A 21,195-nucleotide genomic window follows, 5' to 3' on the forward strand; every position below is an offset into this window, starting at 1 on the left:
GCAGGACGACGGGCGGACAATGTCGGCTTCTTCTGCCGTACTGAATAACAATGGACACGTTGCAAAACATGCGGGTGTTCGCCCGCGTGGTGGAGGCAGGCAGTTTCACGGCGGCCGCGATGTCGCTGAACTCGACCACCGGCGCGATGTCGCGCGCCGTTTCCGAACTCGAGGCGCGGCTGCGCACGCGCTTGATGAACCGCTCGACGCGCCGCCTGTCGCTGACGCCGGCCGGCGAGAACTATCTGCTGCGCTGCCGGCAGATCCTGGCCGACGTCGATACCGCCGAGGAAGAAGCCAGCGGCGCCTACGAGCGGCCGTCCGGTGTGCTGCGGCTGCACAGCTACGCGAGCATCGGCCAGCATTACGTGCTGCCCGCGCTGAACGCGTATCGCGAGCAGCATGCGGATGTCTCGGTCGAGCTGTCGCTGTCGCAGCGCATGCCCGACCTGTTCGATGGCAGCAACGACATGGCGGTGGTCACGGCCTCGTCGCTGCCCGATTCCGAACTCGTCTCGCATCAGCTTGGCGAAACCTTCAGCATCCTGTGTGCGTCGCCGTCCTATCTGCGCTCGCGCGGCGCGCCGGCCGATCCGGCGGCGCTTGCCGCCCACGATTGCCTGACCTTGCAGACGCCCGCGTTTCCCACTCACGACTGGCTGCTCGAAAGCCGCACCGGCCAGGTCGAGCAGATTCGCGTGAGCGGGCCGTTGCAGACCAACACGGCCGAATCGCTGGCGATCGCGATCCGCGAGGGCGTGGGCATCGGCATGCTGCCGCTGTACGCGGCGATCGGCCTGCTGCGCGACGGTTCGCTGATGCGTGTGCTGCCCGGCCACACGCTGCAGCGCATGAACATCTACGCGCTGTATCCGTCGCGACGCTTCGTCGATGCGAAGGTGCGCACGTGGGTGGAATTCCTGCGCGCCGACATGCCCGATCGCCTTGCGCGCGACGAGGCGCTGCTGGCCGCGCTCGATGCGCGCATGCAGGCGGCCGTGGCCTCGTCGCGTCGCGTCAAGGCTGGTGCGGCGGGCTGATCGGGTACCGCCGGCAACGCGGCGGTGTGGGGTATGGGCGCGAGCGTATCGAAGCATGGCGTCCGCTCCTGTCGATTCGGATTCCCAATGAAAACGGCGCGGGCTGTGGCCGCGCCGTTTGCTATTACTGCCTGCCTGCTGACCGGCAATGGCCTGAGCGCCTAGGCTCGGACGCGCCGACTGCCTTAGTCGGCCCGAACCGCTTTGCCGGCTTCCGACACGGCCGCACCGTTCGGGCCATACGACTGTTTGGCGGCCTGGCTCGCGGCCAGACGCTTGGTGGCGAGGCGGTCCTGCGCGGCCTGCACGTCGGCGGGGTAGGCCGAATCGTTGCCGCTGGACGGCGAGTAGCCGACCGATTCCAGATCGACCAGTTCCTGGATCACCTGAGCGCGGGTCAGGCCGTGATGCGCGGTTTGCGCGAAGGCCAGGGCGGGCGATGCAATCAGCATGGCGACAGCGGTCGAGACGACGATCTTTTTCATGGTGTGACTCCTTGCGGGTGGGTGGCCGGCGTCGTTGTTGCAAGCGCCGAACCAATGACTGCAGTGTAGGGAGCGGCCACCCCCGGAAACACCGGGCGGCGCGGAGGGCAGCCTTCCGGATCGCGCAACAGTGGCGGCGTTTTTTTGGCGCGGAGTCGATTGATTAGAATGAACGCCGCCCGCCCCACCACAGGAACGTCCATGAAGATCGTCAACGCGACGCTGCGCCGCCGCAGCGGCCTCCACACCCTCGAACTCGAAGGCGCGACGATCGCGCGAATCGTGCCGCAGGAGGGCTCGGTCACGGCATCGGGCGACGACATCGACGCGGGCGGCCGGCTCGCGATCGCGCCGTTCGTCGAGCCGCACATCCATCTCGATGCGGTGCTGACGGCGGGCGACCCCGAATGGAATCGCAGCGGCACGCTGTTCGAGGGCATCGAGCGCTGGAGCCAGCGCAAGGCCACCATCACCCACGAGGACACCAAGACGCGCGCCCACACGGCGATCGCGATGCTGCGCGATCACGGCATCCAGCACGTGCGCACCCACGTCGACGTGACCGATCCGACGCTGGCCGCGCTCGCGGCGATGCTCGAGGTGAAGGAGGAGGCGCGCGGGCTGATCGACTTGCAGATCGTCGCGTTTCCGCAGGAAGGGATCGAATCGTTCGACGACGGCCGCGCGTTGATGACGCGCGCGATCGAGATGGGCGCGGACGTGGTCGGCGGCATTCCGCACTTCGAGAACACGCGCGAGCAGGGCGTCAGTTCGATTCACTTCCTGATGGATCTGGCCGAGCGCAGCGGCTGCCTCGTCGACGTGCATTGCGACGAAACCGACGATCCGCATTCGCGCTTTCTCGAAGTGCTGGCCGAGGCGGCGCGCGTGCGCGGGATGGGCGCGCGCGTGACGGCCAGCCACACCACGGCGATGGGTTCCTACGACAACGCCTATTGCTCGAAGCTGTTCCGTCTGCTCAAGCGCTCGGGCATCCACTTCATTTCCTGTCCGACCGAAAGCATTCACCTGCAGGGGCGCTTCGACACGTTCCCGAAGCGGCGCGGCGTGACGCGCGTGGGCGAGCTCGATCGCGCCGGCATCAACGTGTGCTTCGGTCAGGATTCGATCCAGGACCCGTGGTATCCGCTCGGCAACGGCAACATCCTGCGGGTGCTCGATGCCGGCCTGCATATCTGCCACATGATGGGTTACGACGAACTGCAGCGCTGCCTCGATTTCGTCACCGATCACAGCGCGAAGGCGCTGTCGCTCGGCGAGCGCTACGGGCTGGAGGCCGGGCGGCCCGCGAACCTGCTGGTGCTCGATGCAGTGAGCGATTACGACGCGGTGCGCCGCCAGGTCAAGCCGCTCGTGTCGGTGCGCGCGGGGCGCGTGATCCTGCGCCGCGAGCCGGAGCGGATCACGTATCCGCAGGCGGGTTGATCGTTGGCTGCGCAGGCGGCCGAGGTTTAGCGCCGCGCCAGCGCTCGCCGCGAAGGACGCGTGAGCTTGCGCCGTGAGCCGGAATGGATCGCCTATGCGCAGTTGGGTTGATCGCTCTCCGTGCTGGCGGGCAGCGTCAGCGCCTGCCGCGCGGCGACGGCTGTCAGCGTGTTGGTGAACGTGCGCAGCCGAGTCGGCGGATTTTGCCGCATGAGCCAATACGCGTTCCAGACCGCATAAGCGCAACAAATTGCACATCGCGGTGGCTCGGAATCATTGCTGCCCGGGTTTCGGCACGGCAAGATGCCGCCATCGCCGATATCGAGGGATTGAAAAACAGTCGTGAAGATCACGGACTCCCCCACGCAGTTGCAATTTCCGACCGGGCCGCACGAGGACGTGCTGACTTCGGCCATCAACGCCGATGCGCCGATCCGCTTCTCGTGCCGCGACGGCTTTTGCGGCCAGTGTCGCGGCGAGGTGCTGGCCGGTTGCTACGCGGCCGGCCGCGACGGCCCGCTGCGCGAGGTGGCGGCCGGTGGCGCGCCCGAGCCGGTGCTGATGTGCCAGACCTACCCGCGCTCCGATCTCGCGATTCGCATGCCGCAAGCGGGCGATGCGTCGAGCGCGGTGCGCGCCGCGCGCATCGAGGCTGTCGAGCTGGTGGCCGCCGATATCGCGGTGGTGCGGCTCGATCTTTTCGACGCCGCGCCGTTCATGTACGAGGCCGGGCAGTGCGTGTCGATTCGCTGGTCGGCGAACGGCTGCAAGCCGTTTTCGCTGGCGCGCGCGTGCGATGGCGGGCGCACGCTCGAACTGCATGTGCGCAAGGTCGCGGGCGGCGAGTTTACCGAGTGGCTGTTCGCGGGCGGCGGGCAGCGCGCGGTGGGCGCGATCGTCGGCATCGAAGGGCCGCTCGGCGAATTCGGTTGGCACTCGCCGGCCGCGTGCCCGGTGGTGCTGATGGCCGGCGGCACCGGTTTCGCGCCGCTCGCGGCGATGATCGAGGCCGAGCGGCTGTGGGAGGGCGAGCGCCCTGTGCATCTCTACTGGGGCGGGCGCACGGCGGCTGACTTGTATGCCGACGCGCGCTGCCGCGCGTGGGCGGCCGGCAATCCGCACTTTCGCTACGTACCGGTGCTGTCGGGCGACGACGCTGCCGCCGACGGCGTTCGGCACGGCTCGATGGTCGCCGCCGTGATGGACGATTTCGCGTCGCTCGCCAACGTCGACGTATACGCCTGCGGCGCACCCGCGATGGTCGAGGCCGCGAAGGCGGGACTCGTCGGCGCGCGCGGCTTGCGGGCCGAGCGTTTCTTCGCCGATCCGTTCTCGCCGCCCGTCGCGCGGCATGCCGCGCGAGACGCCTTGGTCCGCCTGAACCTGCATTGGCCCGATGGCGGCGGAGGCTACCTGATGGCCGCCGAGGGGCAACGGCTGCTCGGCGCGCTGATGCGCGGCGGGATCGCGCTCCAGCACGTGTGCGGCGGCAACGCCGTGTGCGCGACGTGCGCCGTGACGGTGACCGCGCGCCAGGACGGCCACGCAAGCGAGAGCACTATCACGCCCCCGGGCGAGGAAGAGGCCGATCTGCTCGACTTTCTCGACGCGGCCCCCGGCACGCGGCTGGCGTGTCAACTCCGGCTCGACCGCGCGTTCGATCATGCCGACGTGGTGCTGCCCGGCGCGCCCCCGCAGGGCGATACAGCGTGTGCGCAACAGGAGGCGCGATGATGCAGCGCGAGGATTACGAGGACGTCGGCCCGAATTTCGACATCGCGGGCATGCTCGACGTGCGCCGCCGCAGCCGCGCGGCCGTGCACGCGATCGCGGCGCGCATCGCGCCGGGCATGCGCGAGGAGGACGCCACGCGCGTCGCGCGCACGGTGCTGCGCGAGCACGGCCTGCTGCGCGGCTGGCACAAGATCATCGTGCGTTTCGGCGCGAACACCGTGCGCGAATATGGCAATCCGTCCGCGCCCGGCGTGGTGCTGGCGGCTGACGACATCTTCTTCATCGATATCGGCCCGGTGTGGGACCGCTGGGAGGGCGACGCGGGCGAAACCTTCGTGGTGGGCGCGGACCCCGAGATGCATCGGGCGCGCGCCGACGTGTTCCGGCTCTGGCAGACGGTGCACGACCTCTGGCGCGCCGAGCGCATCACGGGGCGCGCGCTGTACGAGTTCGCCACGCGCGAGGCGCAAGCGATGGGCTGGGAACTGAACTTGAAGCGGATGTCGGGGCACCGGATCGCCGATTTTCCGCACGAACCGAAGTTCGCCGGCACGCTGTCGACGGCCGACGTGGTGCCGAGCGCCCACGTCTGGATTCTGGAGATGCACATCCGTCACAAGACGCGGGGCTTCGGGGCGTTCTACGAAGACCTGATGATGGAGCGGGAGATCGAGGGGCGTTGAGGGTGGAGGGCCTGGGCCGAGGCCCGAGTTTCTAAGCGCGAAGCCGAAGCCGAAGCCTCGAAGCCCAAGCCCAAGCCCAAGCCCAAGCCGTACATCAGCCGCCGAACACCCGCTCGATACCCGCCGCCACGCGCAGCACGCGCGCATCGTCCAGCGCCAGGCCGGCCACGCTCAAGCCCACCGGCGCCGCGCCGGCCGGCGTGCACGGCAGTGACACCGCGCAGCCGTCGAGAAAGTTGATCACCGACGGGTTGCGCAGCGCCAGCGCATTCGCCGCCGCGAAGCGCGCGGCGTCCGATTCGAGCGGCGCGATCGGCGGCGGCACCACCGGCACGGTCGGCATCAGGAATGCGTCGAAGCCGTCGAGCGCCGCGCGCGCCTGCGCGATGGCATCGGCGCGCGCGGCCAGCAGGTCGAGGTAGTCGGCCGCGCCGGCCGGTTCGCCCACCCGCAGCCGCGCCAGCACGCGCGGGTCGTAATCGCCCGCGCGCGTGGCCAGCGTCGTGCGATGCGTGGCGTACGCCTCGATCGGCGAGAAGCCGAAGCGGTTGATCGACGGCAGCGCGTCGAGCACCGGCAGCCGCAGCGGCACGAGCTTCGCGCCGGCGCGCGACAGGCGGGCCAGCGCGTCGTCCCAGGCGCGCGCCACCGTGTCGTCCATCTGATCCGTCACGTAGTGGCTCAACACCGCGAGGCGCAGGCCGTCGAGCGGCGCGGCGTCGAGCGCGAAGCCGCCGGCCTGGATCGATTCGCCGGCCAGCAGCCGGTCCACCAGCGCGCAGCAGGCCACGCTCGGCGCGATCGCGCCGGCCGAATCGAGCGTGGTCGACAGCGGGAACATGCCGCGCGTCGTGATGCGCCGCGCGGTGGGCTTGAAGCCGGTCAGCCCGCAGAACGCGGCCGGAATCCGCAGCGAACCGCCGGTGTCGCTGCCGAGCCCGGCGGCCGCCATGCCCTGCGCGACCGAGGCCGCCGCGCCCGACGACGAGCCGCCCGCCACGCGCGGCTCGTCCGGCTGCCACGGCGAGCGCGGCGTGCCGTACCACGGGTTGACGCCCAGCCCCGAGAACGCGAATTCGCTCATGTTGGTGCGCCCGATCAGCACCGCGCCGGCGCGGCGCATCAGCGCGATGGTCGGCGCGTCCTGCGCGGCCGGCGGCGCGTCGTCCAGCACGCGCGAGCCGGCGCGCGTGCGCTGGCCGGCCACGTCGTACAAGTCCTTGACCGAGACGGGCAGCCCGGCCAGCGGCGACAGGCGAATCCCGGCGCGGCGCAGCGCATCCTGCGCGTCGGCCTGGCGGCGGGCGTCGTCGGCATCGACATGGCAGAACGCGTGCGCGCCGTGGCCGCCGTCGGCGGCGATCCGGTCGAGCGCGGTATCGACGAGGGCGCGGCTGGTGGTGGCGCCGGCATCGAGTCGGGCGGCCAGTTGCAGCAGCGGGGTGGCGGGAGCGAAGGTCATCGGGGCGTCTCCGGCAAATTGATCGTGTGCGAAATAGGGAAACGGGCGCGCGGCGGGCGCGCCCGGGGGCGGATGCGTCAGGCGACGATCGGCAACGCTTCGACGCGATAGTGATGGTGCAGGCTGCGGCCCAGCACCGGATCGTGCAGTTCGAGTTCGAACGCGTCGCCGCTGGTCATCGCCGCCATCTCGCCGCGCACGGCCAGCGTGCCGCTGTACATCGCGCAGCCGGCCGGCAGTGCCGCCGCATCGCGTTCGGCATAGCGCTGCCAGAGCGCGGCGGGCGGCAGCAGGCCGTCTACCGCGCCTTCCTGATACAGGCGCGTCGTGCCGTTGGCGGCCACGAAGCGCGAGCGCAGCACCAGTTGGTCCCAATGCGCGGCCACGTCGGCGTAACGCCACGCTTCACGCGCCACCGGCTTCGCGCACACCTGCTTCGACACGGCGACGCTGTACGCCTCGGTCTTGCGGTCGGTGTGGTCGGAGCCGATCGTCACGAGCGTGCCGAGCGGGCTGTCGAACAGCACGCATTCGATCTCGCCGCTGGTGTCGCCGCCGAGCACCTCGATGTCGTGCGCCTGCGTCAACTGGTCGGCGGCAACGCGATAGAAGCACGGCGTGCTGGTGGGCGGCGCCACGCCGAGCGCGGCGAGTTCGTCGATGTGATGCTGGATCGCGGCGGCGTCGCGGCCGGCCCAGCCGGCGATCACGAGCGCGTCGAGGGCGACGTCGAGCGTGCGCGGCTCGCTGTCGAGCGAGGAAACGGTAAAGGAAAGCAGAGTCATGATCGGAATCGGGAAGTGCGGGAGCCGGCGCCGCCTCGCGCGGCCTTGCTGGAAGGCGCGCGCCGGGGTGCCGCCGGCGGGGAGTGCGGCACGGGCCGCGAAGGGCTTGAGGGTCAGTCCTCGAGCGGACGATGCGCGGTTTCGCGGGCGGCCAGCAGCGCGATCGACGTGATGACCAGCGCGCCCGTCACGTACAGCGACACGGCGGTTGTCGTATGCCACTGGCGGAACAGCGCGACGATGATCAGCGGTGCGAAGCCGCCGCCCAGAATGCCGGCCAGCGTGTAGGCCAGCGACGAGCCGGCGTAGCGCACGCGGGTCGGGAACTGCTCGGTGACGAACGCCGCCTGCGGGCCGTACATCGCCGCGTGAATCACCAGGCCGACCACCACCGCCAGCACGATCAGGCCCGGCTGCGAGGTGTTGACCAGCGAGAAGAACGCGAAGGCCCAGATGATCGCCGCCAGCACGCCGCCGAGATATACCGGCCGGCGGCCGAAGCGGTCCGACAGCGCGCCGAACAGCGGCACGGTCAGCGCGTTGCAGGCGGTGCCGCACAGCACGGCGGTCAGCGCCAGCGAGCGCGACAGGTTCAGCACCGTCGTGACATAGGTCAGCGTGAACACCACGATCAGCGCATAGAGCACATCCGAGCCGATCCGCGAGCCGCCGGCCAGCAGCAGGCGGCGCCAGTGGAACGTGAACACCTCGGCCACCGGCACCTTGGCGGTGGCGTGCGATTCGCTGAGTTTCTCGAACGCGGGCGTCTCGCCGACGCTGCGGCGCACCCACATGCCGAAGATCACCAGCAGCATGCTGGCGAGGAACGGCACGCGCCAGCCCCAGTCGAGGAACGCATCGGACGACACGGCCGCGGTCAGCAGCGCGATGCAGCCGGTGCCGAGCAGCGTGCCGAACGACGGCCCCACCTGCGCCCACGAGGCGTTCAGGCCGCGCTTCTTCTGGTTGCCGTGCTCGACCGCCAGCAGCACCGCGCCGGCCCATTCGCCGCCGAGCGCGATGCCCTGCACGAAGCGCAGCGCGACCAGCAGGATCGGGCTCAGGATGCCGGCCGTGGCATAGGTGGGCAGCACGCCCATCAGCGCGGTGGTCAGGCCCATCAGCACCAGCGTCAGCATCAGCACGGCGCGGCGGCCGAGCTTGTCGCCGAGGTTGCCGAAGATCAGGCCGCCGAGCGGGCGCGACACGTAGCCGACCGCGTAGGTCGAGAATGCCAGCAGCGTGCCGGCGAGCGGATCGACCGACGGGAAGAACAGGTGGTTGAAGACGAGCGCGGCGAGCGTGTTGTAGACGGTGAAGTCGTACCACTCGAGCGAGGTGCCGATCATGCTCGCGCTGGCGAGGCGGCCGCGTCCGGCTTTCGGCTGTCCGGCCATCGGGGACCGGCTGGCGAGGCTGTTCATGTTGTTCTCCATCAGGGTAGCGGCGGTGATGCGGCGGTGATGCGGCGGTGATGTGGTGTGGGCAGGCGGCTCAGGCCGCGAGCCGCCAGAGCAGGTCGAAGCCGCGCACCTGCGACGGTTCGAGATCGGCGAGTGCGGCCAGATGCTGCGCGGCGTCGCGCGCGGCGCTGGCCGAGCTCGCCTCGACGAGGATCAGCGCATCGGCGAGCGCGGCGGTGGGCGCGCCTGCGCCGGTGGCGATCGGCGCGGACAGCGTGGCGTCGGTGGTGAACACGCGCACCGCATGCACGCCGGTGGTGGCTGCGGCGGCGGTGGCGGCGTCGCGCCAGGCCGGCGAGGCGACTACGGCCGGCGTGGCCGTGAACAGCGCGAGACGGCCGCCTTCGCCGTTGCCGGCGGCGAACGTCAGCGCACCGACGCGGCGCTGGTTGTCGCGCATCCGGGCGAAGCTGCGCAGCGACCATTCGGTCTGCCGCGTGAACGCCTGCTGATAGGCGGCGCTATGGAACACGTCGAGCGCCGTGGTTTCGTACAGCGCCAGATAGCGACGCGGCGCGCCGTCGTTGGCGAGGAAGCGCCGTGCATGCGTGAAGCCGGCGATGCCGACGCGCTCCTGCATGTGCTCGCGGTCGTACCAGGCGTTGAAGTCGTCTTCGGTGCTGGGGTCGGTGTCGGTCCAGATGCAAAGCTGGCCGGGCCGGGAAGTCGGCTGATCGCTCATCGAGGCGTTCCTGCGTAAGGTTTCGGACAGGCGCAGTGTGGCGAGGGCGGGCCGGGTCGGTCCAACAAGAAAAAAAATACGGTTTGAACAGGTTTTCTTATCGTTTCGGCGCGCGGCGCGAGGCGTCGTCGGGCTCGGGGCCGCGCGCGGCCATGAATGCGCGCGCCGTATCCGCCGCCAGCTCGGCGATGCGCGCCGACAGCGGATGCGGCAGGCGATGGCAGGCCACCAGCGGCATCGGCGTGAAGTTGCTGTCGGCGTCGAGCACCACCAGCGAGCCGTCGCGCAGCTCGCGCTCGATGATGGCGGGCGGCAGCGCGGCCACGCCGAAGCCGTCGGCCACCAGCCGCACGATGGCGGCCACCGAGCTGATGCAGTTCACGCGCACCGGCCGCTCCACGGCGCGCGCGAATTCGCGCTCGATCGCCGTATGCGGCCCCGAATGCCGCGAGAAGCTGATCACCGGGTGCTCGGCCAACTGTTCGAGCGTGATGCGCTCGCCGCCCAGGCCCAGTGCGGGGCTGGCGACCCAGCGCATCGGGAATTCGCACAGCGGCGCGTTGACGAATTCGCGGTCGGCCAGCGTATCGGTCTGAAGAATCAGATCCACCGCATCGGCGCGCAGCCACTGCACGAGATGGATCGTGGTGTCGCTCGTCACCTCCACCTCCAGCCTCGGAAAACGCTCGCGAATCTGCGCCATCAGCGCCGGAAACCAGCTGTGCACGATCGATTCGATCACGCCGATGCGGATCAGGCCGGCGTCGCCGTCGGTGTCCTCGACCTCGCGGCGCATCTCGTCGCCGAGCCGCACGATCCGCTCGGCATAACCGAGCATCTTGCGGCCAGCGGGCGTGAGCGTGGCCGAGCGCGAATTGCGGTCGAACAGCCGCACGTCGAAGCTTTCCTCGAGCGCGGCGATGCGGCTCGACACGGCCGCCTGCGTGGTGTGCAGCTTCTCGGCGGTCAGGCGGAAGTTCTGCAGGCGGGCGAGCCAGATGAAGGTTTCGAGAAAACGGATATTCATGATGCGGAGCGGAAAACGGGGCGGAAGCGGAGCCTGCGCGCGCGGCGCGGGCCGGGGCAAATCGGGGCAGATTGGGGCAGGTCGGGCGTGGCGAGAATGGTCCCGATGATAGCGCGGCCATTTTTCGAGAAGGCACGATGCACGGCGGGCGTTGCGTCGCGGCCGGTTCGATAGCAAAAACTTTTTGACGCGAATTTATTTTCTTGTTGGAGCGAAGCGAGCGGGCTGGGCAACACTTCGGCATCCGAACGCGGCATCGGCCCGCGCCTCACCACCGCTTGCGACGGCGTTCGCGCCGCGTGCCGGGAGAGTCGGAGTCCTGACTAATTTGACGATACGACACCACGCAACGGCCCGCCCGACGGACCAAGAGGAGCCCGCATGAACCCTTCGCGCCATTCACGCCACCCGCGTCATTCGCAGCCGCCGCGTCGCTCGCGCACCCGGCGCCTGTTCGCCGCGCATCTGGCGTCGAGCCTCGCCGCCGGCGCGGCGATGGGCGCCGCCGCGAGCGCGCATGCGCAGTCGAGCGTCACGCTGTACGGCACGATCGACACGGCGATCGTTTATGCCAACAACGCGGGCGGCAAGCGCCAGTTCGAGATGAACAGCAGCAACGTGCTCGGCAACCGCTGGGGCCTGCGCGGCTCGGAGGATCTCGGCAACGGCCTGCGCGCGGTGTTCGACCTGGAGAACGGCTATTCGTCGACGACGGGCGGCTTCCAGCAGGGCGGCGACCTGTTCGGCCGGCAAGCCTGGATGGGGCTGGCGTCGCAGCGCGCCGGCACGCTGACGGTGGGGCGGCAGTACGACGCCTCGGTCGATTTCATCGGGCCGTTCATCGCCGGCACGCAATGGGCCACCTACCTGGGCGGCCACCCGGGCGACCTCGACAACACCAACAACGATTACCGTTCGAACAATTCGGTGAAATACACCACGCCGACGGTGAACGGGTTTCGCGCGAGCGGGCTGTACAGCTTCGGCGGCACGCCGGGGCAGTTCGGGCGCAATTCGATCTGGTCGCTGGGGCTCGGCTACACGGGCGGCCCGTTCGTGCTCGGCGCGGCCTACGTGCATGTGAAGGATCCGAACTTCTCGTACTTCGGCAACAACAGCACGTCGAGCGCGACCGGCAGCAACATGGCGGCCAGCCGCGTGTATTCGGGTTATGCCTCGGCGGGCAACGAGCAGATCGTGGCGGTGGGCGGCACCTATACGGCCGGCCCGGCGATCATCGGCGCGGTGTACACCAACACGCGTTTCGGCGAGCTGGGCGCGCACGCGGCGCTCGATCCGCTCGGCTATCGCGGCGCGGCGGCGTTCCACAACGCCGAGCTGAACCTGCGCTACTACCTGACGCCGGCCTGGCTGCTCGGCGCGGCCTACGACTACACGCGCGGCTATGGCGCGAACCACGTGACCTATCAGCAGGGCGACATCGGCGCGACCTACATCCTGTCGAAGCGCACGCAGGTGTATCTGGTGGGCTTGTATCAGCACGCGTCGGGCACCGATTCGACGGGGCAGGCCGCGGTGGCGAACATCAACGGGCTGACGGCCTCGTCGACGCCGAATCAGGTGTCGGTGCTGGCAGGCATCACGCACCGCTTCTGATCCAGAAGCAGCGGTTGCGCCGAATGGAGATGGGCGGGCCTTGGCCCGCCCGTCGGCGTTACTCGTTGCCGTGCTTCAGGCGCAGCGCGACGACGGCTGCGATCGCCAGCGCCACGGCCAGCAGCGTCAGGCCGTTCTTGGCGTTGCCGGTGGCCTGTTCGATCGCGCCCACCACGGTGGGGCCGACGAAGCCGCCGAGCAGGCCGCAGGTGTTGACGAGCCCGAGGCCGCCGGCCAGCGCGCTGCCCGACAGCCGCGAGGCCGGGAACGTGAAGATGATCGCCTGCACCACGAAGAACATCGCGGCGGCCACGCACACGCACAGCAGGCCGAGCGCCGGGCTCGCATAGGCAGCGCACACCAGGCCCAGCGCCATCACCACCAGCCCGGTGCACAGCAGCGTGCGCGAGCGCTTCGAATCGCGGGCGAGACGCGGCAGCGTCGCGGCGCCGAGCGCGGCGGCGACCCACGGCATTGCACTGAGCAGGCCCACCGCGAACGGCGAGAATTTGCCCGAGGCGGAGATCATGCCGGGCAGGAAGAAGATCATCGTGTAGATCGTCAACTGGTGGCAGAAGTAGACGAAGATCGCCAGCCAGATCTGCGGATCGCGCACCGCCAGGCCGAACGAATGGCCGCCTTGCGCGGCGCTGCCGGCCTGCTGCTCGGCGAGCAGCGAGCGTTCGAGCGCGCGGCCCGTTTCGGGCGGCAGCCACGTGGCGGTGCTCGGCCGGTCCGGCAGCTTGCGCCACACCACGAAGGCCATCAGGATCGCCGGAATGCCCTCGATGGCGAACAGCCATTGCCAGCCGTGCAGGCCGAGCGCGCCGTCGAGTTCGATCAGCGCGCCGGCCAGCGGCCCGCCGACGATGTTCGCCACGCACACGCCCAGCAGGAAATAACCGGTGGCGCGTGCGCGTTCCTCGCGGCCGAACCAGTAGGTCAGGTAGAGCATCACGCCGGGAAACAGGCCCGCTTCGGCCGCGCCGAGCAGCAGGCGCATCACGTAGAACGAGGTTTCGCCCTGCACGAACGCCATCGCGACCGACAGCAGGCCCCAGGTGATCATGATGCGGGTGATCCAGAAGCGCGCGCCCACGCGGTGCAGCACGAGGTTGCTGGGGATTTCGAGCGCGGCGTAGGTCAGGAAGAACAGGCCGGCGCCGAGGCCGTAGGCCGCCGACGAAATGCCGAGGTCGACGCCCATCGCGTGCTTCGCGAAGGCGATATTGGTGCGGTCGAGGAAGCTGATGACGTAGGCGACGATCAGGATCGGCATCAGCTTGCGGAACAGCAGCCGGTTCAGCGACGCGCGGGCGTCGCCTTCGACGGCGGACAGGGAAGCGGTGTGCGTTGACATCGAAAGGTCTCCATCTGCAACGATCCGGCACACGGGGCCAGCCCGGCGTGCGGGTTCACGGTCAAGGGCCTGCGCGGGCGTGCCGGTCGCGCGTTTATCGGTGGGGTGCGCTCGGCGAGCGCGGGCTGGCGAACGGGGCGGCCGGGCGGCCAGCGCTCAGGGCCCGGGCCGCCGCGCGTCAGAAGTTCACGGCGTCGCCGCCCTTCAGGCCGAGCATGGCGCGCGCCTCGGCCGGCGTTGCAATTTCCAGCGACAGCCCTTCCAGCACCTGGCGGATCTTCGTGACCTGCGCCGCGCTCGATTCGGCGAGCTTGCCGGGGCCGATCCACAGCGAATCCTCCAGCCCCACGCGCACGTTCGCGCCCTGCGCCGCGCCGATCGTGGCGAGCGGGATCTGGTTGCGGCCTGCGCCGAGGATCGACCATTCGTAATCCGAACCGAACAGGCGGTCCGCCGTGCGGCGCATGTGCATCAGGTCCTCGGGGTGCGCGCCGATCCCGCCGAGCAGGCCGAACACGCTTTGCACGAAGAACGGCGCCTTGGCGAGGCCGCGATCGACGAAGTGCGCGAGGTTGTACAGATGCGAGATGTCGTAGCACTCGAATTCGAAACGCGTGCCGTTCGCGCCGCAGCTCGTCAGGATGGTTTCGATGTCGGCGAAGGTGTTCTTGAACACCAGGTCGCGGCTGTTCGCGAGGTGCTCGTGCTCCCACGGGTGCTTGAGGTCGGGAAAGCGGTCGAGCATCGGATACAGGCCGAAATTCATCGAGCCCATGTTCAGCGAGGCCACTTCCGGCTGGAAGTGATGCGCGGGGCGCAGGCGCTCGGCGATCGTCATGTGCGGGCTGCCGCCCGAGGTCAGGTTGATGACGGCGTCGCAGCGCGCCTTGATGTTCGGCAGGAATTCGGCGAACACGGCCGGGTCCTGGGTGGGCTTGCCGTCGGACGGGTTGCGCGCGTGCAGGTGCAGGATCGCGGCGCCGGCTTCGGCGGCGGCCACCGCGGCGTCCTCGATTTCGCGCGGCGTGACGGGCAGGTACGGCGACATCGACGGCGTGTGGATCGCGCCGGTCGGGGCGCAGGTGATGATGACCTTGCGGGCTTTGGCCATGGCAGGAATTCTCGTGAGGTTCGTGGATCGGATCGTTGGGGCGCGCGCTTACAGCACTTCGACGTTGCCGCACACCGACAGCGCCTGCCCCGAAATGCCGTGGCCGCCGGGCGAGCAGAGGAACAGCGCGGTGGCGGCGATCTCGTCGGGGTCGGTCATGCGGCGCAGCGAGATCTTTTCGAGGTAGCGCGTTTCCATCTCGTCGTAGCCGAGGCCGAGCTGCTTGGCGCGCGCGTCGATCACGGCGGTCATGCGAGGGCCGCGCACGATGCCGGGTTGAATCGCGTTGACGCGGATGCCGACCGGCCCCAGTTCGATCGCGAGGCTCTTGACGAGGCCGACGATCGCCCACTTGGTGGCCGCGTAGGGCGTGCGGAACGCATAGCCGAGCCGGCCCGCCACCGACGACAGCGCGATGATCGAGCCGCCGTGCGTGGAATCGCGCAGCATCGGCACGGCCTGGCGCGCGAAGCGGTATTGCGCGTCGAGGTTGATCGACATGGTGCGTTGCCAGTCGCCCGGATCGATCTCGTCGATGCCGCCGGTGGGGCCGGCGATGCCGGCATTGTTGACGAGCACGTCGAGGCCGCCGAGCGTGGCGCGCACGTCGGCGAACACGCGGTCGATGGCGGCCGGGTCGGCCACGTCGGCCAGCGTCGCGCCGATCGCGGGCTTGCCGGGGCGGTCGTTCAGCGCGGCGATCGCGGCCTCGGAGGCGTCGCACACATGCACGCGCGCGCCGCATTCCGCGAACGCGTCGGCGATCGTGAGGCCGATGCCGGCGGCGCCGCCCGTGACGAGCACGCGCAGGCCGGAATAGGGTTTGAGCAGATCGAGAATGGCCATGCCGTTAGGTCTCCTGTTTCGTTCTACTGAGGGTTGTCGCGACCGCGGCGGCGGGTGCCGCCGATGCCGCGTTGCCGGTGCGCCGTCAGGCGCGCACGGGCTTGAGTCGGGTGGCCTGCGCGGTGTTCAGCGTGGCGGTGAGGTCGTGTGCGGCGCCATCGATGTCGAGCGCGATGCCGGCGCGCGCGCCGGCGCTGTCGCGGCGGGCCAGCGCATCGACGATCGCGCGGTGCGCCACCATCGAGCGGCGCATGTGGGGGATGTCGGGCGCCACCATGTTCAGGAACGGGCCGATCCGCATCCAGAGGTTCTCGACGATGGCCAGCGTGCTTTCGCTCGCGCCGTGCCGGTAGATCGCGCGGTGGAACGCGAAGTTGCCGCGCAGGTATTCGCGCGTGTCGCCGGCCTCGGCGTGCCCGTGCATGACCTCGCAAAGCGCGCGCACTTCCTCGATTTCGGCATCGCTCATGCGCGCGGTGGCGCGCGCCGCCACGCAGCCTTCGAGCGCGATCCGCACGTCGCGCAACTCTTCGAGCATCTCGACCGTCATCGGCGGCACCACCATCGCGCGGTTCGGGCCGTCCACCAGCGCGCGTTCGGCGCGCAGGCGAGTGAGCGCCGCGCGCACCGGCATGGTGGAGGAGCCCACCGCCTCGGCCACGCCGCGCAGGCTCAGGGCCTGGCCCGGCGCGAACCGGCCGCTCATCAGCGCTTCGCGCAGTTGCAGATAGACCTGATCGGCCATCGTTTCCGATTCGACGGCTTGCAGGGCGGGCGGGGCGATACGAGGGGCCAAGGCGGGAGTCTCCGGGTTTGATCTGTGATCACACTGTGTCGATGTGCAGTGTTGTCGATTCGCGTGTCGGCGTCAAGATTGGCCTGCTCAGGGAAAACGCGGGGGCGGGCGTTCTGACGCAGGCGCTTTTCGAGATATGCATCGAACAAATGAATCGAGTAGAAAAATCCATTTGTTTCATGAAGGGGCGGTGTCTAGCATGTCGATCATTGCGGGCGCGTGCGCCCGCGTTTATGTCGCGGTTCAACCGCCGGCCTTCGCCCTTTCTTCGATCACCGAACCATGTCCTCTCCCGCTGCCCGTCCCGCCGCCTCGTCCCGTCCGTCCGCCGCTTCGGCCGCGCCCGTCGCCGAGGCGCCGCGAACCGCGAGCCGCCCGCTGGTGCGCCTCGCGCTGGTCACGGTGCTGACCGGCGTGGGCGCGGGCCTCGGCGGCATGCTGCTGGCGTTGCTGCTGCATGCGATCCAGCATCTGGCCTATGGCTACAGCGTTGCCCACGTGATCAGCAACGAGAGCTTCCTGCAGGGCGTGTCGCAGGCCTCGCCGCTGCGCCGCGTGCTGGTGCTGACCGGCTGCGGCCTGGTGGCCGGGTTCGGCTGGTGGGCGCTGTATCGCTGGGGCAAGCCGCTCGTCAGCATCAAGCGCGCCGTGAAGGCCGCCGACCCGCGCATGCCGATCGTCAGCACGACCGTGCATGCGCTGCTGCAGATCGTGACGGTGGCGCTCGGTTCGCCGCTCGGCCGCGAGGTGGCGCCGCGCGAGATCGGTTCGCTGTGGGCCGGCTGGATCGCGCATCGCGCCGGGCTGTCGGCCGGCGATCAGCGGCTGATGGTGGCCTGCGGCGCGGGCGCCGGGCTGGCCGCCGTCTACAACGTGCCGCTCGGCGGCGCGGTGTTCGTGATGGAAGTGCTGCTCGGCAGCTTCGGCTGGTCGGCCGCCGTGCCGGCGCTGGCCAGCTCGGCGATCGCCGCCGTGGTGGCCTGGATCGGCCTCGGGAACGAACATCAATACACGGTCGGGCCGCTCGCCATCGATGCCTCGCTGGTGGTGTGGTCCGCCGTGTGCGGGCCGGTGTTCGGCGTGGCCGCCTACGGCTTCACGCGCCTGACCACGGCCGCGCGTGCCGCCGCGCCGCGCGACTGGCGGCTGCCGGTGCTGTCGGTACTCAATTTCGCGATCATCGGCGGCCTGTCGATCGCCTTGCCGGCGCTGCTCGGCAACGGCAAGGGGCCGGCCGCGCTCGGCTTCGACAGCGCGCTGACGATCGGCACGGCCGCCACGCTGCTGGTGCTGAAGGTAGCGATCGAATGGGGCAGCCTGCGCGCCGGCGCGGAAGGCGGGCTGCTGACGCCGGGCCTCGCCAACGGCGCGCTGCTGGCGATCGTGCTGGGCGGCGTGTGGAGCCTGGTCTGGCCGGGCGCGGCCACCGGCGCGTTCGCGATCGTCGGCGCGGCCGCGTTCCTGGCCGCCTCGATGCAGATGCCGCTGACGGCCATCGTGCTGATGGTGGAATTCACGCGCGTCGGCCACGATTTCCTGATCCCCGTGCTGATCGCGGTGGGCGGCTCGATCGCCGCGTACCGGCTGGTGTCATCGCGCGCCAAGGCGTGATGCGGCGGGCAGGGCGCGCGCCCTGCCGGTTTTCCTTACAGGCACGAAGGCTGCCCGCCGCTTCATGACGGTGGCTCGCTCCTCCAAGCGCCTTTTACCTTTCCCGAGGATGGTTTATTGTTGAGGCCGCGCCGCCCGCTGCGAAGCGGATGGCGCGTTTCAACGGACCCGATTGTTTCGCGCTGCTTGATATCGGCCGATTCGATGCACGGGCAACCATCGCGGCGGGCATCCCGGATTCAGCGGGCGCTACCGCCGTCACGATCGCAGACAGCACGGCATGCAGCCTGCGCCCGCCCCGGGTGCCGGCGCAGGGAGAGGGCCGCATGGAGATCTTCGACGCATTGCATCTGGCGCGTCTGCAGTTCGCGTTCACGGTGTCGTTCCACATCGTGTTTCCGGCGATCAGCATCGGCATGGCCAGCTTTCTCGCGGTGCTCGAAGGCATGTGGCTGAAAACCGGCGATTCGTCCTACAAGGACATGTTCCTGTTCTGGTCGAAGATCTTCGCGGTGGGCTTCGGCATGGGCGTGATCTCGGGCGTGGTGATGGCCTACGAGATCGGCACCAACTGGGGCGGCTTCTCGCGCATCGCCGGCAACGTCACCGGCCCGCTGCTGACCTACGAAGTGCTGACGGCGTTCTTCCTGGAAGCCGGCTTCCTCGGCGTGATGCTGTTCGGCTGGCAGCGCGTGAGCCCGCGCGCGCATTATTTCGCCACCCTGATGGTCGCGCTCGGCACGCTGATCTCCACGTTCTGGATCCTCGCCTCGAACAGCTTCATGCAGACGCCGCAGGGCTTCGGCATCGAGAACGGCCGGCTGGTGCCGGTGGACTGGTGGAAGATCATCTTCAATCCTTCGTTCCCCTATCGATTGCTGCACATGACGGTGGCCGCGTTCATCGTGGCCGGCTTCCTGGTGGCGGCCTGCGGTGCGTGGCATCTGCTGAAGGGGCGACGCGACGCGGCCGTCACGCGCAGCTTTTCGATGGCGCTGTGGCTGCTGCTGCCGCTCGTGCCGCTGCAGATCCTGATCGGCGACGCGCACGGCCTGAACACGCGCGAATACCAGCCGGCCAAGATCGCCGCGATCGAGGGCATCTGGGAAACCGAGCACGGCGGCACCGCACTGAACCTGTTCGGGCTGCCCGACATGGACGCCGAGGTCACGCGCTACGCGATCCAGGTGCCGCATCTGGGCAGCCTGATCCTCACGCATAGTTGGGATGGCGAAATACGCGGCCTCAAGACCTTTCCGCGCGAAGATCGCCCGTATTCGCCGATCGTGTTCTGGACGTTCCGCGTGATGGCCGGGCTCGGCTTCCTGATGCTGTTCGCGGTGCTGCTCGGCTGCTGGTTGCGGCGCGGCGCGCGGCTCTACGAATCGCGGCTGTTCCAGCGCTTCATGGTGTGGATGGGGCCGTCGGGCATCGTCGCGCTGCTGGCCGGGTGGATCACCACCGAGGTGGGCCGCCAGCCGTGGACCGTGTATGGCGTGCTGCGCACCGAGCATTCCGTGTCGCCGCTGACCGGCCAGCAGGTGGGCGTCACGCTGCTGCTGTTCGTGATCGTCTATTTCCTGGTGTTCGGCACCGGCGTGTATTACATGCTGAAGCTGATGCGCAAGGGGCCATCGTCGGGCCACGGCCATGCGGACGACAGGCAGACGGCCCATCCGGGGCTGCACAATCGGGCGCTGTCGCGGCCCGGCGACGCGATCGACCAGGAGTGACGCGATGGTTCTCGATCTTCCCGTGCTGTGGGCCTTCATCGTCGGGCTCGGCGTGTTTCTCTACGTGATGCTCGACGGCTTCGACCTCGGCATCGGCCTGCTGTTTCCGTTCTTCGACGCCGAGCGCGAACGCCACGTCATGCTCAATACCGTCGCGCCGGTGTGGGACGGCAACGAAACCTTCCTGGTGCTCGGCGGCGCGGTGCTGTACGGCGCGTTCCCGGTGGCGTACGCCACGCTGCTGCCGGCCAACTACCTGCCGCTGATCCTGATGGTGATCGGGCTGATCTTCCGCGGCGCGGCGTTCGAGTTGCGCGCCAAGGCCACGCGCACGCAGAACCTCTGGGATCTCGCGTTCATCGGCGGCTCGATGCTCGCCACCTTCTGCCAGGGCGTGGTGCTCGGCTCGCTGCTGCAAGGCACGACGATCGTCGACGGCACCTTCGCCGGCGACCCGTTCGGCTGGCTGTCGCCGTTCAGCGTGTTCTGCGGCTTCTGCCTGCTGATCACCTATGCCACGCTCGGTTGCGGCTGGATCATCTGGAAGACCGAGGGCGCGCTGCAGGCGAAGGCCTATTTCCTGATGAAGCCGCTGTGCCTGCTGCTGCTCGGCGCGATCTTCCTGGTCAGCGCATGGACCGTGATCGGGCTGCCGGCCGTGTCCGAGCGCTGGTTCGGCGGCAGCCATCTGATCGTGTTCTCGCCGGTGCCGATCCTGGTGCTGGCCTGCGCCTTCGGCATCCTCCGCGCCGTGAACCGGCGCCGCGACGTGCAGCCGTTCGTGCTGACGCTCGCCATTCTGTTTCTCGGCTACAGCGGGCTGGTGATCAGCATGTGGCCGAATCTCGTGCCGCCGTCGCTGTCGATCTGGGATGCCTCGTCGCCGCCCGAAAGCCAGTGGTTCATCCTGGTCGGCACGGTGATCGTGCTGCCGATCATCCTCGTCTACAACTTCATGCAGTACCGCGTTTTCCACGGCAAGGTGCGCGAGGGCGACGCCGGTTATCACTGAGCGGGAACGGGTTTTGCGGTGGGCCGAACGGCGCGAAGCCGAGGCAGGTTTCGACGCGGCAAGGTGCGCACCTCCGGCCCCTCGAACGTGCAGATTGCGGGAAAACCCGTTATATTTGCGACCCTAAACGATATGAGCCGAATGTTTCAGAAGTCTTTCATGCGTTGACGGCTCGCGCGCTTCACGCGCGCGGCGTCTCCGTATTCGATGTGTATGCCAGGCATTCACGTGACGGGAAGGACATGACAATCAGGCAAACCGGGTGGGCGTTTCTTCGGGCAGCCGGGCCTTGCGTTGCTTCA

At 69.1% G+C, this 21,195-nt stretch carries 18 protein-coding genes; 8 read left to right on the top strand and 10 right to left on the bottom strand.

The window, feature by feature from the left end; translation table 11 throughout:
* The first annotated feature begins 50 nt into the window (after positions 1-50).
* Entirely contained in the window at positions 51-1,040 is a 990-nt protein-coding gene (locus AB4851_RS12355) for a LysR family transcriptional regulator (RefSeq protein WP_414447433.1), read from the top strand.
* A 185-nt stretch (positions 1,041-1,225) separates the two neighbouring features.
* On the opposite strand, the gene AB4851_RS12360 is transcribed toward AB4851_RS12355, so the two are convergent.
* Entirely contained in the window at positions 1,226-1,525 is a 300-nt protein-coding gene (locus AB4851_RS12360) for a DUF4148 domain-containing protein (RefSeq protein ID WP_414447434.1), read from the bottom strand.
* 201 nt (positions 1,526-1,726) lie between these two features.
* On the opposite strand from AB4851_RS12360, the gene codA reads away from it, so the two are divergent.
* The 3 genes from codA to AB4851_RS12375 all read left to right on the top strand — a co-directional run bounded on the left by codA (position 1,727) and on the right by AB4851_RS12375 (position 5,388).
* A complete protein-coding gene (gene codA, locus AB4851_RS12365) occupies positions 1,727-2,971 on the top strand; it encodes a cytosine deaminase (protein ID WP_414447435.1) in 1,245 nt (414 codons plus the stop codon).
* A 342-nt stretch (positions 2,972-3,313) separates the two neighbouring features.
* Positions 3,314-4,705 carry a 2Fe-2S iron-sulfur cluster-binding protein gene (locus AB4851_RS12370; protein ID WP_414447436.1) on the top strand — a complete coding sequence of 464 codons (1,392 nt, stop codon included), beginning with the start codon at positions 3,314-3,316 and terminating at the stop codon, positions 4,703-4,705.
* Complete coding sequence (locus AB4851_RS12375; protein WP_414447437.1) at positions 4,702-5,388, top strand: M24 family metallopeptidase; 687 nt, start codon at positions 4,702-4,704, stop codon at positions 5,386-5,388. Before AB4851_RS12370 ends, AB4851_RS12375 begins: the two co-directional genes overlap by 4 nt.
* Positions 5,389-5,482: 94 nt before the next feature.
* Here the strand turns inward: AB4851_RS12375 and AB4851_RS12380 are convergent, their stop codons facing one another.
* From AB4851_RS12380 to AB4851_RS12400, 5 genes are all read right to left on the bottom strand, one after another.
* Positions 5,483-6,850, bottom strand: a complete 1,368-nt coding sequence (locus AB4851_RS12380; RefSeq protein WP_414447438.1) for an amidase — start codon at positions 6,848-6,850, stop codon at positions 5,483-5,485.
* Positions 6,851-6,927: 77 nt separating this feature from the next.
* The gene (locus tag AB4851_RS12385) at positions 6,928-7,635 is read right to left on the bottom strand and encodes a DUF2848 domain-containing protein (protein ID WP_414447439.1); all 708 of its coding nucleotides are present in this window, start codon (positions 7,633-7,635) and stop codon (positions 6,928-6,930) included.
* A gap of 113 nt (positions 7,636-7,748) precedes the next feature.
* Positions 7,749-9,071, bottom strand: coding sequence for an MFS transporter (locus AB4851_RS12390; protein WP_414439364.1), 1,323 nt, complete (start codon positions 9,069-9,071; stop codon positions 7,749-7,751).
* A 58-nt stretch (positions 9,072-9,129) separates the two neighbouring features.
* Positions 9,130-9,780: a hypothetical protein gene (locus AB4851_RS12395; RefSeq protein WP_414447440.1), complete on the bottom strand. Its 651-nt coding sequence runs from the start codon at positions 9,778-9,780 to the stop codon at positions 9,130-9,132.
* Between the two features lie 97 nt (positions 9,781-9,877).
* Positions 9,878-10,807, bottom strand: a complete 930-nt coding sequence (locus AB4851_RS12400; protein ID WP_414447441.1) for a LysR family transcriptional regulator — start codon at positions 10,805-10,807, stop codon at positions 9,878-9,880.
* A 381-nt stretch (positions 10,808-11,188) separates the two neighbouring features.
* On the opposite strand from AB4851_RS12400, the gene AB4851_RS12405 reads away from it, so the two are divergent.
* Positions 11,189-12,424 (top strand): porin, encoded by a 1,236-nt coding sequence (locus tag AB4851_RS12405; RefSeq protein ID WP_414447442.1) that lies wholly within the window; start codon positions 11,189-11,191, stop codon positions 12,422-12,424.
* A 58-nt stretch (positions 12,425-12,482) separates the two neighbouring features.
* On the opposite strand, the gene AB4851_RS12410 is transcribed toward AB4851_RS12405, so the two are convergent.
* The 4 genes from AB4851_RS12410 to AB4851_RS12425 all read right to left on the bottom strand — a co-directional run bounded on the left by AB4851_RS12410 (position 12,483) and on the right by AB4851_RS12425 (position 16,537).
* A complete protein-coding gene (locus tag AB4851_RS12410) occupies positions 12,483-13,784 on the bottom strand; it encodes an MFS transporter (RefSeq protein WP_414447443.1) in 1,302 nt (433 codons plus the stop codon).
* A 178-nt stretch (positions 13,785-13,962) separates the two neighbouring features.
* Positions 13,963-14,895, bottom strand: a complete 933-nt coding sequence (locus AB4851_RS12415) for a 3-keto-5-aminohexanoate cleavage protein (RefSeq protein ID WP_414439359.1) — start codon at positions 14,893-14,895, stop codon at positions 13,963-13,965.
* A gap of 48 nt (positions 14,896-14,943) precedes the next feature.
* Positions 14,944-15,741, bottom strand: coding sequence for an SDR family oxidoreductase (locus tag AB4851_RS12420; protein ID WP_414447444.1), 798 nt, complete (start codon positions 15,739-15,741; stop codon positions 14,944-14,946).
* 85 nt (positions 15,742-15,826) lie between these two features.
* Positions 15,827-16,537 (bottom strand): GntR family transcriptional regulator, encoded by a 711-nt coding sequence (locus AB4851_RS12425; protein ID WP_414439357.1) that lies wholly within the window; start codon positions 16,535-16,537, stop codon positions 15,827-15,829.
* Positions 16,538-16,819: 282 nt separating this feature from the next.
* Here AB4851_RS12425 and AB4851_RS12430 point away from each other — a divergent pair, with 282 nt between their 5' ends.
* The 3 genes from AB4851_RS12430 (at position 16,820) to cydB (ending at position 20,893) form a co-directional block, all read left to right on the top strand.
* Complete coding sequence (locus tag AB4851_RS12430; RefSeq protein ID WP_414447445.1) at positions 16,820-18,148, top strand: chloride channel protein; 1,329 nt, start codon at positions 16,820-16,822, stop codon at positions 18,146-18,148.
* A 326-nt stretch (positions 18,149-18,474) separates the two neighbouring features.
* Positions 18,475-19,881 (top strand): cytochrome ubiquinol oxidase subunit I, encoded by a 1,407-nt coding sequence (locus AB4851_RS12435; RefSeq protein WP_414439355.1) that lies wholly within the window; start codon positions 18,475-18,477, stop codon positions 19,879-19,881.
* 4 nt (positions 19,882-19,885) lie between these two features.
* On the top strand, positions 19,886-20,893 hold the full coding sequence (gene cydB / locus AB4851_RS12440) for a cytochrome d ubiquinol oxidase subunit II (protein WP_414447446.1): 1,008 nt from the start codon (positions 19,886-19,888) through the stop codon (positions 20,891-20,893).
* Positions 20,894-21,195 lie beyond the last annotated feature (302 nt).

Source organism: Burkholderia sp. 22PA0099 (assembly GCF_047497165.1).
GTDB lineage: Bacteria > Pseudomonadota > Gammaproteobacteria > Burkholderiales > Burkholderiaceae > Burkholderia.

What these genes read in the sequence shown, in the direction of transcription:
- AB4851_RS12355 (WP_414447433.1), top strand. Translation starts at nt 51, where the DNA reads ATGGACACGTTGCAAAACATGCGGGTGTTCGCCCGCGTGGTGGAGGCA.
- AB4851_RS12360 (WP_414447434.1), bottom strand. Translation starts at nt 1,525, where the DNA reads ATGAAAAAGATCGTCGTCTCGACCGCTGTCGCCATGCTGATTGCATCG.
- codA (WP_414447435.1), top strand. Translation starts at nt 1,727, where the DNA reads ATGAAGATCGTCAACGCGACGCTGCGCCGCCGCAGCGGCCTCCACACC.
- AB4851_RS12375 (WP_414447437.1), top strand. Translation starts at nt 4,702, where the DNA reads ATGATGCAGCGCGAGGATTACGAGGACGTCGGCCCGAATTTCGACATC.
- AB4851_RS12380 (WP_414447438.1), bottom strand. Translation starts at nt 6,850, where the DNA reads ATGACCTTCGCTCCCGCCACCCCGCTGCTGCAACTGGCCGCCCGACTC.
- AB4851_RS12385 (WP_414447439.1), bottom strand. Translation starts at nt 7,635, where the DNA reads ATGACTCTGCTTTCCTTTACCGTTTCCTCGCTCGACAGCGAGCCGCGC.
- AB4851_RS12390 (WP_414439364.1), bottom strand. Translation starts at nt 9,071, where the DNA reads ATGGAGAACAACATGAACAGCCTCGCCAGCCGGTCCCCGATGGCCGGA.
- AB4851_RS12395 (WP_414447440.1), bottom strand. Translation starts at nt 9,780, where the DNA reads ATGAGCGATCAGCCGACTTCCCGGCCCGGCCAGCTTTGCATCTGGACC.
- AB4851_RS12400 (WP_414447441.1), bottom strand. Translation starts at nt 10,807, where the DNA reads ATGAATATCCGTTTTCTCGAAACCTTCATCTGGCTCGCCCGCCTGCAG.
- AB4851_RS12405 (WP_414447442.1), top strand. Translation starts at nt 11,189, where the DNA reads ATGAACCCTTCGCGCCATTCACGCCACCCGCGTCATTCGCAGCCGCCG.
- AB4851_RS12410 (WP_414447443.1), bottom strand. Translation starts at nt 13,784, where the DNA reads ATGTCAACGCACACCGCTTCCCTGTCCGCCGTCGAAGGCGACGCCCGC.
- AB4851_RS12415 (WP_414439359.1), bottom strand. Translation starts at nt 14,895, where the DNA reads ATGGCCAAAGCCCGCAAGGTCATCATCACCTGCGCCCCGACCGGCGCG.
- AB4851_RS12420 (WP_414447444.1), bottom strand. Translation starts at nt 15,741, where the DNA reads ATGGCCATTCTCGATCTGCTCAAACCCTATTCCGGCCTGCGCGTGCTC.
- AB4851_RS12430 (WP_414447445.1), top strand. Translation starts at nt 16,820, where the DNA reads ATGTCCTCTCCCGCTGCCCGTCCCGCCGCCTCGTCCCGTCCGTCCGCC.
- AB4851_RS12435 (WP_414439355.1), top strand. Translation starts at nt 18,475, where the DNA reads ATGGAGATCTTCGACGCATTGCATCTGGCGCGTCTGCAGTTCGCGTTC.
- cydB (WP_414447446.1), top strand. Translation starts at nt 19,886, where the DNA reads ATGGTTCTCGATCTTCCCGTGCTGTGGGCCTTCATCGTCGGGCTCGGC.